The organism is Streptococcus oralis, from assembly GCF_019929345.1.
Taxonomy (GTDB): Bacteria; Bacillota; Bacilli; order Lactobacillales; family Streptococcaceae; genus Streptococcus.
This window is the reverse complement of record NZ_JAHZPJ010000005.1, coordinates 63,792-77,490: the sequence shown is the minus strand read 5'-3', so window position 1 is coordinate 77,490 and position 13,699 is coordinate 63,792. Positions and strand designations below refer to the sequence as shown.

Below are 13,699 nucleotides of genomic sequence, written 5' to 3'. Positions count from 1 at the left end.
AGGATAACCAAATAAAAAGGCATTTTCAGTTGAAAGTCAAAAAATGCTTCGACTTTTCCAAGAGTTTCTCCGCAAAATATGGTAAAATGAAATGTACTGCTCTTCACCTGTTTGCTTTATTATTTTAGGGGAAATAGAGGTGAAAATCGGGAATTTTTCTAGAAAAGAGTCTTAGTTGTATGAGAAAATTCAATAGCCATTCGATTCCGATTCGGCTTAATTTATTATTTGCGATTGTTATCCTGCTCTTTATGGCCATTATTGGTCGTTTGTTATACATGCAGGTGCTCAATAAAGATTTCTATGAAACAAAATTGGCCTCAGCCAGCCAAACAAGGGTAACAACCAGTTCAGCTCGTGGACAGATCTATGATGCGGCAGGGAAACCCTTGGTAGAAAACACTGTCAAGCAGGTTGTTTCTTTCACACGAAACAATAAAATGACGGCAGCTGAATTGAAGGAGACAGCCAAGAAACTTCTCACATATGTAAATGTAACCTCTCCTGATCTGATAGATCGACAGATTGCAGACTACTACTTGGCGGACCAGGACGTTTACAAAAAAATAGTCGAATCCTTGCCAAGCGATAAACGCCTGGATTCTGATGGGAACCGCTTATCGGAAGCGACACTTTACAATAATGCGGTTGAAAGCATTGACGTGAGTCAACTTAATTATACAGATGATCAGAAAAAGGAAATATATCTCTTTAGTCAGCTCAATGCCGTTGAAAATTTTGCAACGGGCACTATTTCTACGGATGCCTTAGACGATACCCAAGTTGCTCTCGTTGCATCAGCGTCCAAGGAATTACCAGGTATCAGCATTTCAACCTCATGGGACCGTAAAGTCTTGGACACTTCTTTATCAACAATCGTTGGTAGCGTTTCAAGTGAAAAGTCAGGTCTTCCGGCTGAGGAAGTTGATGCTTATCTCAAAAAAGGCTATTCTCTCAATGACCGAGTGGGAACTTCTTATCTTGAAAAGCAATATGAAGATGTCCTCCAAGGCAAACGCTCTGTCAAAGAAGTACATCTCGACAAACACGGAAATATGGAGAGTGTGGAAAATGTCGAGGAAGGAAGCAAAGGAAACAATATCAAACTAACGATTGACCTAACTTTCCAGAATGGTGTGGATGACCTACTCAAGAGCTACTTCAACTCAGAGTTGGGTAACGGTGGAGCCAAATACTCTGAAGGAGTCTACGCTGTAGCCCTCAATCCTAAAACCGGTGCAGTTTTGGCCATGTCAGGTGTCAAGCATGATGTCGAATCCGGAAAATTAAGTTCAGATTCGCTTGGAACGATAACCAATGTCTTTGTGCCAGGATCTGTCGTTAAGGCAGCGACCATCAGCTCTGGTTGGGAAAATGGAGTCTTGTCAGGCAATCAAACCTTGACAGACCAGCCGATTGTTTTCCAAGGTTCGGCCCCAATCAATTCATGGTACACCTTGTCATACGGTTCTTTCCCTATCACAGCAGTTGAGGCTCTAGAGTACTCTTCTAATACCTACATGGTTCAAACCGCGCTAGGAATCATGGGACAGACCTACACACCAAACATGGTGGCCGCAACGGGACAGTTAGAGACTGCAATGGGCAAATTGCGATCAACCTTTGGGGAATATGGACTCGGAGCTTCAACGGGGATTGATCTTCCAGATGAATCAACAGGATTTATACCAAAAGAATTTGATTTGGCCAACTATCTAAATAATGCTTTTGGTCAGTTTGATAACTATACTCCGATGCAGTTAGCCCAGTATGTCGCAACCATTGCAAACAATGGCGTACGATTGGCTCCTCACATCGTTGAAGGCGTTTATGGAAACAATGATCAAGGTGGACTAGGAAGTCTGGTTCAAGAAACAGCTACCAAGGAACTGAACAAGGTCAATATTTCAGAAGCAGATATGGCTATCTTGCAGCAAGGTTTCTATCAAGTTTCTCATGGAACGAGCGCTCTGACAACTGGTCGTGCCTTCTCAAATGGCGCAGCCGTATCCATCAGTGGAAAGACAGGTACTGCCGAAAGTTACGTTAATGGCGGTCAAAAAGCCAATAATACCAACGCAGTCGCCTATGCACCGACCGAAAATCCTCAAATTGCGGTCGCAGTCGTCTTTCCTCATAACACCAACCTTACAAACGGTGTCGGACCTTCGATTGCACGAGATATTATCAACCTCTATAACCAACACCATCCAATGAATTAGAAAGGAACTTATGCTGTATCCAACACCTATTGCCAAGCTGATTGATAGCTATTCAAAGCTTCCGGGTATCGGGATTAAAACGGCTACCCGCCTAGCCTTCTATACAATTGGAATGTCTGATGACGATGTCAATGAATTTGCCAAAAATCTCTTATCTGCTAAACGGGAATTGACCTATTGTTCCATCTGTGGTCGCTTGACCGATGATGATCCATGCTCTATCTGTACAGATCCGACTCGTGACCAGACAACGATCTTGGTGCTAGAAGATAGTCGCGATGTGGCTGCTATGGAAAACATCCAAGAATACCACGGACTCTATCATGTCTTGCATGGCCTCATTTCTCCGATGAATGGTATCAGCCCAGACGATATCAATCTCAAGAGTCTCATGACCCGTCTCATGGATAGTGAGGTTTCAGAGGTGATCGTGGCAACCAATGCGACGGCTGATGGGGAAGCAACATCTATGTATCTCTCTCGTTTGCTCAAGCCAGCTGGTATCAAGGTCACTCGCCTAGCACGAGGCCTAGCCGTGGGAGCAGATATCGAGTATGCGGATGAGGTCACACTCTTACGAGCCATTGAAAATCGGACAGAGTTGTAGGAGTCAGTAACATTAAAACTTGTTCTTATGTGTAAGGCAAAGTCCTAGAAGTGTTCTCTTACTTTTTATCAGCCATAGTAGGTTGATGGTCGTTAGTATCTGTAGAGGACAATCTGTTTCTTAAAGTTGTCAAAGTTCCGAAAGCCAAAGACATTGAGGATGAAACTGCCAGATATTATCTTCAATGAATCCGAAAAATTTTTTAGAATTCTTGTTCTAAAAGTGAAAATAGTCATGTTAGTCGTTTCAGGGTAGGGAATTTTAGACGGTTTTTTTAGAATTATATTTCTTAATTGACATGGATTATTGATAACTTTTCTCTATAATTCAGGGTGAATACAATGTGATAAACTATGAAACTTTTGTGCATGGTCTTCTCCTTTCGATTAGCAATTGATCTGAATACCTTGATTGTAGCGAGCGGTCCGGAGGTTTTTTGACATAACTCCGCATAGCGGATGGTTGATTTGTCTCGTCTTTCACGGAGCAAAAAGGACTAATAGTCACATGATAAAAAATTATCCCTTGGCAAAAGCCAAGGGATAATTGTATTTTTTAACCAAGAGCTTCTCTCTTCTTATCTGGATTCCAGATGAAGCTTGCAATAAAGGTAAAGATAATTGTTAGGATACCAACAATCACAGCAAGAATGAGGGCAGGGATGCGGACAAACCACCAGAGTGGGTTTGGTTTTTTATCATTGTGCCATTGCTTGGTTTCCTCGTCCAAACGTTGGAATTCTGCTTGGATACGATCTGCAACCATTTCAATCCCTTCATCATTCATTTTCTTGATGTCTGAGATATCGATAGGGTTTCCAAAGTTCATATCCACACGTTCACGGCTTATCAAGCCTTTCAAGGTCATGGGACCGGTGTAGGTAACAGGCATGATACGAACCTTAGCCATTTTAGCAATCAAGGCAACTCCACCCTTGACATCGTTTGAGTGACGGCTCCCACTTGGAAACATGATGAGAGAGCGGTCGCTTTTTTTGAGGACGTTGATAGGGTACTTGATGGCAGAGGCACTAGGTTTTTCCCGGTCGATAGGAAAGGCGCCACACATACGGATCCACCAGCCAAAGATACGGTTGTTAAACAGCTCTTTTTTGGCCATAAAGATGAACTGTTTTGGCTTGGTCGCAAAGGCCATGTAAACAGGATCCCACCAGGTACGGTGAGGTGCGACGAGGATATAGTTTTCGTCTCGGCTAGGGATTTTATTAGTATTGTGATAGTGGGCATTGCCATTGATGGACCACAAGATCAGCATGACTAGTCCACGTAAATAAGTATAAAACATGAGATCTCCTTCGATTGTATTGCTTTTATTATTATACCTTATCAAAAGACTGCTGGCAAACTTTTTCAGTTATCAGCCAACAGTTTTAGATGGGATTAGAATTCTTTTAAAAAAAATGATATGATAGAATTTATGGATAAAAATAAGATTATGGGATTAACCCAAAGAGAAGTCAAGGAAAGACAGGCTCAAGGTTTGGTCAATGACTTTACCGCTTCAGCCAGTACCAGTACTTGGCAAATCATCAAACGAAATGTTTTTACACTTTTTAACGCATTAAACTTTGTTATCGCTCTAGCGCTGGCCTTTGTGCAGGCTTGGAGCAATCTGGTCTTCTTTGCTGTTATCTGCTTTAACGCTTTTTCTGGGATTGTGACCGAGCTACGGGCCAAACACATGGTGGACAAGCTCAATCTCATGACCAAGGAAAAGGTCAAAACCATCCGTGATGGTCAAGAAGTCGCTCTCAATCCAGAAGAATTGGTCCTAGGAGATGTCATTCGTTTGTCTGCGGGAGAGCAAATCCCTAGTGATGCTCTGGTTCTGGAAGGTTTCGCAGAAGTCAATGAAGCCATGTTGACTGGTGAGAGTGATTTGGTGCAAAAAGAAGTGGATGCCTTGCTTTTATCAGGGAGTTTCCTAGCCAGTGGCGCAGTTTTGGCTCAAGTTCACCATGTCGGGGCAGACAACTATGCTTCCGAACTCATGCTGGAAGCTAAGACAGTGAAACCCATCAACTCCCGTATCATGAAATCGCTAGACAAGCTAGCTGGTTTTACTGGGAAGATTATCATTCCCTTTGGTCTAGCTCTCTTGTTAGAAGCCTTGATGTTAAAAGGTTTGCCCCTCAAGTCATCCGTTGTAAATTCGTCAACAGCCCTTTTGGGTATGTTGCCCAAGGGAATTGCCCTTTTGACCATTACTTCGCTCTTGACTGCGGTGATTAAGCTGGGCTTGAAAAAGGTTTTAGTGCAGGAGATGTACTCTGTCGAGACCTTGGCGCGCGTGGATATGCTCTGTCTGGACAAGACGGGCACTATCACCCAAGGAAAGATGCAGGTGGAGGCTGTTCTTCCTCTGACGGAAACTTATGGTGATGAGGCTATTGCCAGCATTTTGACTAGCTATATCGCTCATAGTGAGGATAAAAATCCAACAGCTCAAGCCATTCGTCAGCGTTTCCAAGGTCAGGTAGCCTATCCTATGCTTTCGAATCTTCCTTTCTCTAGCGACCGCAAGTGGGGAGCTATGGAGTTAGAAGGGCTAGGAACGGTTTTCTTAGGTGCGCCTGAGATGTTGTTGGACTCTGAAGTACCAGAAGCCAGAGAGGCCTTGGAGAGAGGGTCTCGTGTCTTGGTCTTAGCCCTCAGTCAGGAAAAACTAGATTATCACAAACCACAGAAACCATCTGATATTCAGGCTCTAGCCTTGCTGGAAATCTTGGACCCTATTCGAGAAGGAGCAGCTGAGACGCTGGACTATCTCCGTTCTCAGGAAGTGGGCCTCAAGATTATCTCTGGTGACAATCCAGTCACGGTTTCCAGCATTGCCCAGAAGGCTGGTTTTGCAGACTATCACAGCTATGTAGATTGCTCAAAAATCACGGATGAGGAATTGATTGCCATGGCTGAAGAGACAGCTATTTTCGGACGTGTTTCCCCTCATCAAAAGAAACTCATCATCCAAACGCTGAAAAAAGCAGGACATACAACGGCTATGACAGGTGACGGAGTCAATGACATCCTAGCTCTTCGTGAGGCGGATTGTTCTATTGTAATGGCTGAGGGAGATCCTGCGACTCGTCAGATTGCCAATCTAGTTCTCTTGAACTCAGACTTTAATGATGTTCCTGAGATTCTCTTTGAAGGTCGTCGCGTGGTTAATAACATCGCCCATATCGCACCGATTTTCTTGATTAAGACCATCTATTCATTCCTGTTAGCAGTTATCTGTATCGCCAGTGTTCTTTTGGGACGGTCTGAGTGGATCTTGATTTTCCCTTTCATTCCGATTCAAATTACCATGATCGACCAATTCGTGGAAGGTTTTCCACCATTCGTTCTGACTTTTGAGCGAAATATCAAACCTGTTGAACCAAACTTCCTCAGAAGATCCATGCTTCGTGCTCTACCAAGTGCACTCATGGTCGTGTTCAGCGTTCTCTTTGTGAAACTATTTGGAGCGAGTCAAGGTTGGTCTGAGATAGAAATCTCAACCCTCCTCTATTATCTCCTTGGGTCTATCGGTTTCTTATCCGTATTTAGAGCCTGCATGCCATTTACCCTCTGGCGTGTCCTCTTGATTGTCTGGTCAGTAGGAGGCTTCCTAGCCACAGCTCTTTTCCCAACGATTCAAAAACTGCTTGAAATTTCGACCTTAACAGGACAAACATTACCTGTTTATGGGGCCATGATGCTGGTCTTCACCGTAATTTTCATTCTGACCAGTCGTTACCAAGCCAGAAAATAAAGAAAGGCTGCAATCTGTGGATTGCGGTCTTTTTAGGTGCAAGATTGCTAGCTGAAGTATGGTATAATAAAAGGTAATAGAGTTTTGGAAAGTGAGAGAAGATGATTTCAAAGAGATTAGAAATGGTAGCTTCCTTTGTGCCACAAGGTGCTATTTTACTAGATGTGGGGAGTGACCATGCTTATCTGCCAATTGAGTTAGTCGAGAGAGGACAAATCAAAAGTGCTATTGCAGGTGAGGTGGTGGAAGGCCCCTACCAATCAGCGGTGAAAAATGTTGAGAATCACGGTCTAAAGGAGAAAATCCAAGTTCGTTTAGCCAATGGCTTAGGGGCATTTGAAGAGGTAGACCAAGTCTCTGTTATCACCATTGCTGGTATGGGAGGCCGTTTGATTGCGACCATATTGCAAGAAGGCTTGGACAAGCTGGCTAATGTAGAGCGTTTAATCCTCCAACCCAATAATCGTGAAGACGACTTACGTATCTGGCTACAAGATCACGGTTTTCAGATTGTGGCAGAAAGCATCATAGAAGAAGCTGGCAAGTTCTACGAGATTTTGGTGGTGGAAGCGGGACAAATGAAGTTATCAGCCAGTGATGTCCGCTTTGGACCTTTCTTGTCCAAAGAAGTTAGTCCAGTATTTGTTCAAAAGTGGCAAAAAGAAGCAGCTAAGTTAAAGTTTGCTCTTGACCAAATCCCAGAGAAAAATCGAGAAGAACGTCAAGTTCTTGTAGATAAAATTCAAGCCATCAAGGAGGTGCTCCATGCTAGCAAGTGAAGTAATTAGAGCTTATGAAGCCTTTTGCCCTCAGGAATTCTCAATGGAGGGTGACAGTCGTGGCCTGCAAATCGGTACTTTAGACAAGGATATCCAAAGAGTTATGGTCGCCCTCGATATTCGTGAAGAGACGGTAGCAGAGGCCATTGAAAAGGGTGTGGACTTGATTATCGTCAAGCACGCGCCGATCTTTCGTCCGATTAAGGATCTGGTAGCTAGCCGTCCGCAAAATCAGATTTATATCGACCTGATCAAGCATGACATTGCCGTTTATGTCAGTCATACTAATATCGACATTGTAGAGAATGGTCTCAATGACTGGTTCTGCCAGATGCTAGGCATTGAGGAGACGACTTATCTACAGGAGACAGGCCCAGAACGTGGGATTGGTCGTATTGGGAATATTCAGCCTCAGACATTTGGGGAATTTGCCCAGCATGTCAAGCAAGTCTTTGGTCTTGATAGTCTTCGAATGGTGCATTATCAAGAGAGTGATTTGCAGAAGCTCATTTCAAGAGTGGCTATCTGTGGCGGTAGTGGCCAATCTTTCTATAAGGATGCTTTGGCAAAGGGAGCAGATGTCTACATCACTGGTGATATCTATTACCACACAGCTCAGGATATGTTGTCTGATGGCTTGCTAGCATTGGATCCAGGACATTATATCGAAGTGTTTTTTGTGGAAAAAATCGCTGCACTCCTCACTCAATGGAAGGCAGAGAAGGGCTGGTCTATTGATATTTTACCTAGTCAAGCATCGACCAATCCTTTCCACCATATCTAGTTAGAAGGTGAAGACAATGAAAAAAGTTGCCATTATTGGAGCAGGGATTGTGGGGGCGACAGCTGCCTACTACCTCTCTAAAGAAAGTGATCTAGAGGTAACCGTTTTTGACCATGGACAAGGTCAGGCTACCAAGGCAGCAGCGGGAATTATCAGTCCTTGGTTTTCAAAACGCCGTAATAAAGCTTGGTACAAGATGGCACGCTTGGGGGCTGACTTTTATGTGGATTTGTTGGCTGATATAGAAAAGTCTGGTCAGGAAATTGATTTTTATCAGCGTTCGGGAGTTTTTCTCTTGAAAAAGGACGAATCCAAGCTAGAAGAACTCTATGAACTAGCCCTCCAGCGCAGAGAAGATTCTCCCTTGATAGGCCAGTTAGCCATTCTAGATCAAGCCTCAGCTGATGAATTATTCCCTGGCTTGCAGGGATTTGATCGCCTGCTCTATGCTTCTGGTGGAGCGAGAGTAGATGGTCAACTCTTAGTGACTCGTTTGCTGGAAGCTAGTCAGGTCAAGCTGGTCAAAGAAAAAGTGAGTCTGACACCTTTATCATCAGGCTACCAGATTGGCGAAGAGGTGTTTGAGCAGGTTATTTTGGCAACAGGAGCTTGGTTGAGGGACATTTTGGAGCCTTTAGGATATGAGGTAGATGTTCGTCCCCAAAAGGGGCAACTACGAGATTATCAACTTGCCCAAGATATGGAATCTTACCCTGTTGTCATGCCAGAAGGGGAGTGGGATTTGATCCCTTTTGCAGGTGGGAAATTGTCCTTAGGAGCTACTCATGAAAATGATATGGGATTTGATTTGACGGTAGATGAAACCTTGCTTCAACAAATGGAGGAGGCAGCCTTACCTCACTATCCAGCCTTGGCAGAAGCGAAATCATCAGGTGAGCGTGTGGGAATTCGTGCCTACACCAGTGATTTTTCACCTTTCTTTGGGCAAGTACCTGGCTTAGCAGGTGTCTATGCGGCTAGTGGTCTAGGTTCATCAGGCCTCACAACGGGTCCTATCATTGGTTACCATTTAGCTCAACTGATCCAAGACAAGGAATTGACCTTGGATCCAGTAAACTATCCAATTGCAAACTATGTCAAACGAGTAAAAAGTGAATAAGATTTTACTGAAATTTTAGCAGGTAGTTTAGGATGTCAAATGACATTCCCTATCAAAAATGATAAAATAAGAAAAAATAATCCGAGAATCGAGGAAAAAAGATGCAAGAAAAGATTTTGGTAACTGGTGGTGCCGGTTTTATCGGAACCCACACTGTTATTGAGTTGATCCAAGCAGGTCATCAAGTTGTTGTGGTGGATAATCTTGTCAACAGCAATCGTAAAAGTATAGAAGTTGTTGAAAGAATCACAGGAGTTGAGGTGCCTTTCTATGAGGCAGATATCCGTGATACAGATACCCTCAGAGATATTTTCAAGCAGGAAGAACCGACTGGTGTGATTCACTTTGCTGGTCTGAAGGCTGTTGGCGAATCAACCCGTATCCCTCTTGCCTACTATGACAACAATATCGCAGGAACTGTCAGCCTTCTAAAAGCCATGGAAGAAAATAACTGTAAGAACATCATCTTCAGTTCTTCTGCGACGGTTTACGGAGACCCTCATACAGTTCCAATCTTAGAAGATTTCCCACTTTCAGTGACCAACCCGTATGGCCGTACTAAGCTCATGCTAGAGGAAATTTTGACGGATATCTACAAGGCAGACTCAGAATGGAACGTGGTATTACTTCGTTACTTTAACCCAATCGGAGCGCATGAAAGTGGAGACCTAGGAGAAAATCCAAATGGAATTCCAAACAATCTCTTACCTTATGTTTCACAAGTAGCAGTGGGCAAACTAGAGCAAGTGCAAGTTTTTGGAGATGATTACGATACGGAAGATGGAACTGGTGTTCGTGACTATATCCATGTCGTAGACCTAGCTAAAGGTCACGTTGCAGCTTTGAAAAAACTCCAAAAAGGTTCAGGTCTAAACATTTATAACCTTGGAACTGGTAAAGGCTACTCCGTTCTTGAAATTATCCAAAACATGGAAAAAGCGGTGGGACGTCCCATTCCTTACCGCATCGTAGAACGCCGACCAGGTGATATCGCTGCCTGCTACTCAGACCCTGCAAAAGCCAAAGCTGAACTGGGTTGGGAAGCAGAACTTAGCATCACCCAAATGTGTGAAGACGCATGGCGTTGGCAAAGCAAGCATCCAAATGGATTTGAAGACTAAGATGATGATCTCAATCATTGTCCCATGTTTAAACGAAGAGGAAGTACTTCCTCTTTTTTATCAGTCTGTTGAAGTACTGCTTCCAGAATTGGGAGCAGAGATCGAGTATGTCTTTGTGGATGATGGTTCAAGCGATGGCACTTTGGAGCTTTTGAAGGCCTATCGGGAGCAAAATCCTGCGGTACGTTATGTCTCATTCTCACGAAATTTTGGGAAAGAGGCAGCCTTATACGCAGGCTTACAGCATGCAACTGGAGACTTGGTGGTCGTGATGGATGCAGACCTTCAGGATCCTCCCAGTATGCTACTTGAGATGAAAGCCTTACTAGACCAGAATGCAGATTTAGACTGTATTGGGACACGGAGAACTAGTCGGGAGGGAGAACCCTTCTTTCGCAGTTTCTGCGCTGACCTCTTTTATCGCCTCATGCAAAAAATCAGCCCAGTAGCTCTGCCCTCAGGTGTCCGCGATTTTCGCATGATGAGGAGGTCTGTGGTAGATGCTATTTTATCCTTGACCGAGTCCAATCGTTTTTCTAAGGGACTCTTTGCTTGGGTTGGCTTTAAAACGCACTATCTTGATTATCCAAACGTTGAACGGCAGGCTGGCAAGACCAGTTGGAGTTTTAGACAGCTCTTTTTCTACTCGATTGAAGGGATTCTTAACTTTTCAGATTTCCCCTTGAGTATAGCCTTTGTAGCTGGACTCCTATCTTGTTTTATTTCTTTTATGATGACTGTTTTTGTAGTGTTTCGGACTCTTATTTTGGGAAATCCGACATCTGGCTGGACATCTCTGATGGCTGTCATTCTTTTTCTTGGAGGGATTCAACTCCTGACCATTGGGATTTTGGGAAAATATATCAGTAAGATCTATATGGAAACCAAAAAAAGACCACTCTATCTCGTCAAAGAAAAAAGTGACCTTTCTATTATTGAAGGAAAAAATAACCAAAAAAGACTATAATTTTACCTAGAAATATGCTAAACTAGTAGGTGTGGGAATAAAGAGAAAAATCATCAACATTCATTCCCTGTACACTACGATGGATCTTTTAGAAGTGCTCGCGTAGGACAGTGTTTGATGGCCTCCAGGACATCGCTGGTCTCAGCGATTTCTCTTTGCAATTCAACTGGATCATCGTAAAATCGAACGATTCCGTTATCATGGTAATCAAAGAGTTCAGAATAGGTTTGGCAAAGCCCGCAGGCGATGCACCGTTCGGGTATAAGTGTGACTTTCATATTTATATTGTAATAAGAAAATGTAAAAAAAACAAGGAGTAAGGTATGGAAAAAGAACCGTGGCAAGAAGATATTTATGAAAACAATGAGGAAGAATCAAGAACAGATCGTCGTCGTAAACAAAAAGGGAAAGGCGTTGTTGCGAATCGTGTCTTGACGGTTCTAGCTAGCCTCTTCTTTGTAATCGTTGTAGCGATGGTAGTTGTATTGATTTACCTATCAACTGGAGGAAGCAATCGTACTTCATCTTTGAAGGACTTCTATGATGCATCGTCTCCTTCTACAAGTTCAAGTTCTAAAGTGGAAGAATCATCATCTTCAAGTAGCAAGGTAGAGGAAACATCTTCTTCTGAATCAACACCTTCAGAGAGCAGTTCGGAAGAGCATACAGAGGGTGAAGGAACACTTACAGTACATCCTGGAGAGGGAGAAGCAGCTCTTGCTCAACGTGCAGGGATTTCCATTGCCCAGCTAGAAGCCCTAAATCCTTCTCATATGTCATCTGGATCTTGGTTTGCCAACCCAGGTGATGTGATTAAGACAAGATAGGAGTCGGTCATGAAGACAATTCAAATTGCTATCGATGGTCCAGCTTCGAGTGGCAAGAGTACGGTCGCAAAGATTGTCGCTAAGGATTTTGGTTACACTTATCTCGATACGGGTGCTATGTACCGTGCTGCGACTTATATAGCGCTCAAGCACCAGTTGAATGCAGGAAATGTAGACCAACTTCTCGAGCTTCTTAACCAACACCCCATTAGTTTTGGACGTTCAGAAACTGGAGAACAGCTTGTTTTTGTAGGTGATGTTGATATTACTCATCCGATTCGTGAAAATGAAGTGACCAACAAGGTTTCAAGTATCGCTGCCATTCCTGAAGTGCGTGAAAAACTGGTTTCGCTCCAGCAAGAGATTGCTCAGCAAGGTGGTATCGTCATGGATGGGCGTGATATCGGGACAGTTGTTTTACCAAAAGCTGAACTCAAGATTTTCCTAGTGGCTTCTGTTGAAGAAAGAGCAGAGCGTCGTTACAAGGAAAATATTGCCAAAGGGATTGAAACAGACCTTGAAACGTTGAAAGAAGAAATTGCTGCGCGTGACTACAAGGATAGTCACCGTGAAACCTCACCTCTCAAACAGGCTGAGGATGCAGTTTACCTTGACACAACTGGACTAAGTATTCAAGAAGTGGTTGAAAAAATCGAATCAGAAGCAAAAAAATATATGTCCTAGGGACGAGAGGAGCAGGCTAAATGAAGCCTGCTCCTTTTCTCTCTTTTGCGCGCGTTTCAAAACAGCCTTTTTGGGAGAATTTTGATAAAATAGTAGTATCAATAAAAAGGACGGAAGCATGACAAAGAAAATCATAGCCATTTGGGCCCAAGATGAAAAAGGGGTGATTGGAAAGGAAAATCGTCTCCCATGGCATTTGCCAGCAGAGTTGCAACATTTTAAGGAAACAACTTTAAATCATGCTATATTGATGGGACGAGTGACCTTTGATGGCATGGGACGTCGTCTGCTTCCGAAACGACAAACCCTGATTTTAACGCACAATAGCGAAGAAGTCATAGATGGGGCGCTCGTATTTCAAGATGTGGAATCTGTTTTAGCGTGGTATCAGAGTCAGGAAAAAAATCTCTATATCATTGGCGGGAAACAGATTTTTCAGGCTTTTGAGCCTTATTTAGATGAAATCATCGTGACGCAGATTCATGCTCAGGTAGAGGGAGATACCTATTTCCCTGAGGAGTTTGACTTGTCTCGTTTTGAGACAGTCGCAAGCAAATCTTACACCCGAGATGAGAAAAACGACTATGATTTTACCACCGAATACCGAGATAGAAAGGAAGTCTAATGGAGCGCAGTATATTTGGATTTTTTACAGCTTTTTTGTGTGTGATCTGTATTTTGACTGGGGCACAGGCTTTTCGTAAGAAGCGCTATGGACTGTCTGCCTTACTCTGGTTGAATGCTTTTACCAATCTGGTCAACAGTGTCCACGCTTTTTATATGACCTTATTTTAGATAGAATGATAAATTAGAA

At 43.3% G+C, this 13,699-nt stretch carries 14 protein-coding genes; 12 read left to right on the top strand and 2 right to left on the bottom strand.

Annotated features, from left to right (window positions below):
• Nucleotides 1–179 precede the first annotated feature (179 nt).
• Together pbp2b and recR are read left to right on the top strand one after the other, a co-directional pair.
• Entirely contained in the window at nucleotides 180–2,222 is a 2,043-nt protein-coding gene (gene pbp2b / locus K1I97_RS05060; RefSeq protein ID WP_223331672.1) for a penicillin-binding protein PBP2B, read from the top strand.
• Nucleotides 2,223–2,232: 10 nt separating this feature from the next.
• A complete protein-coding gene (gene recR / locus K1I97_RS05055) occupies nucleotides 2,233–2,829 on the top strand; it encodes a recombination mediator RecR (protein WP_000966754.1) in 597 nt (198 codons plus the stop codon).
• Between the two features lie 555 nt (nucleotides 2,830–3,384).
• Here recR and K1I97_RS05050 read toward each other — a convergent pair.
• Nucleotides 3,385–4,134, bottom strand: a complete 750-nt coding sequence (locus tag K1I97_RS05050) for a lysophospholipid acyltransferase family protein (RefSeq protein ID WP_223331671.1) — start codon at nucleotides 4,132–4,134, stop codon at nucleotides 3,385–3,387.
• A 132-nt stretch (nucleotides 4,135–4,266) separates the two neighbouring features.
• Between K1I97_RS05050 and K1I97_RS05045 the strand changes: the two genes are divergently transcribed.
• The 6 genes from K1I97_RS05045 to K1I97_RS05020 all read left to right on the top strand — a co-directional run bounded on the left by K1I97_RS05045 (nucleotide 4,267) and on the right by K1I97_RS05020 (nucleotide 11,374).
• Nucleotides 4,267–6,603, top strand: a complete 2,337-nt coding sequence (locus K1I97_RS05045; protein ID WP_223331703.1) for a cation-translocating P-type ATPase — start codon at nucleotides 4,267–4,269, stop codon at nucleotides 6,601–6,603.
• Between the two features lie 101 nt (nucleotides 6,604–6,704).
• On the top strand, nucleotides 6,705–7,382 hold the full coding sequence (locus tag K1I97_RS05040; RefSeq protein WP_223331670.1) for a tRNA (adenine(22)-N(1))-methyltransferase: 678 nt from the start codon (nucleotides 6,705–6,707) through the stop codon (nucleotides 7,380–7,382).
• Complete coding sequence (locus tag K1I97_RS05035; protein WP_223331669.1) at nucleotides 7,369–8,166, top strand: Nif3-like dinuclear metal center hexameric protein; 798 nt, start codon at nucleotides 7,369–7,371, stop codon at nucleotides 8,164–8,166. Before K1I97_RS05040 ends, K1I97_RS05035 begins: the two co-directional genes overlap by 14 nt.
• A 16-nt stretch (nucleotides 8,167–8,182) precedes the next feature.
• Nucleotides 8,183–9,286: an NAD(P)/FAD-dependent oxidoreductase gene (locus tag K1I97_RS05030; RefSeq protein WP_223331668.1), complete on the top strand. Its 1,104-nt coding sequence runs from the start codon at nucleotides 8,183–8,185 to the stop codon at nucleotides 9,284–9,286.
• A gap of 101 nt (nucleotides 9,287–9,387) precedes the next feature.
• Nucleotides 9,388–10,407: a UDP-glucose 4-epimerase GalE gene (galE, locus tag K1I97_RS05025; protein ID WP_223331667.1), complete on the top strand. Its 1,020-nt coding sequence runs from the start codon at nucleotides 9,388–9,390 to the stop codon at nucleotides 10,405–10,407.
• A gap of 1 nt (nucleotide 10,408) precedes the next feature.
• Nucleotides 10,409–11,374, top strand: a complete 966-nt coding sequence (locus K1I97_RS05020; RefSeq protein ID WP_223331666.1) for a glycosyltransferase family 2 protein — start codon at nucleotides 10,409–10,411, stop codon at nucleotides 11,372–11,374.
• Between the two features lie 74 nt (nucleotides 11,375–11,448).
• On the opposite strand, the gene K1I97_RS05015 is transcribed toward K1I97_RS05020, so the two are convergent.
• Nucleotides 11,449–11,652 (bottom strand): ferredoxin, encoded by a 204-nt coding sequence (locus K1I97_RS05015; protein WP_084926091.1) that lies wholly within the window; start codon nucleotides 11,650–11,652, stop codon nucleotides 11,449–11,451.
• Between the two features lie 45 nt (nucleotides 11,653–11,697).
• On the opposite strand from K1I97_RS05015, the gene K1I97_RS05010 reads away from it, so the two are divergent.
• From K1I97_RS05010 to K1I97_RS04995, 4 genes are all read left to right on the top strand, one after another.
• Nucleotides 11,698–12,201: an SAG1386/EF1546 family surface-associated protein gene (locus tag K1I97_RS05010; RefSeq protein WP_223331665.1), complete on the top strand. Its 504-nt coding sequence runs from the start codon at nucleotides 11,698–11,700 to the stop codon at nucleotides 12,199–12,201.
• 9 nt (nucleotides 12,202–12,210) lie between these two features.
• Nucleotides 12,211–12,885 (top strand): (d)CMP kinase, encoded by a 675-nt coding sequence (gene cmk, locus K1I97_RS05005; RefSeq protein ID WP_223331664.1) that lies wholly within the window; start codon nucleotides 12,211–12,213, stop codon nucleotides 12,883–12,885.
• Between the two features lie 118 nt (nucleotides 12,886–13,003).
• Nucleotides 13,004–13,510, top strand: a complete 507-nt coding sequence (locus tag K1I97_RS05000; protein ID WP_223331663.1) for a dihydrofolate reductase — start codon at nucleotides 13,004–13,006, stop codon at nucleotides 13,508–13,510.
• Nucleotides 13,510–13,680: a hypothetical protein gene (locus tag K1I97_RS04995; RefSeq protein ID WP_000442252.1), complete on the top strand. Its 171-nt coding sequence runs from the start codon at nucleotides 13,510–13,512 to the stop codon at nucleotides 13,678–13,680. The genes K1I97_RS05000 and K1I97_RS04995 overlap by 1 nt, the downstream gene beginning before the upstream one ends.
• The last annotated feature ends 19 nt before the right edge of the window (nucleotides 13,681–13,699 follow it).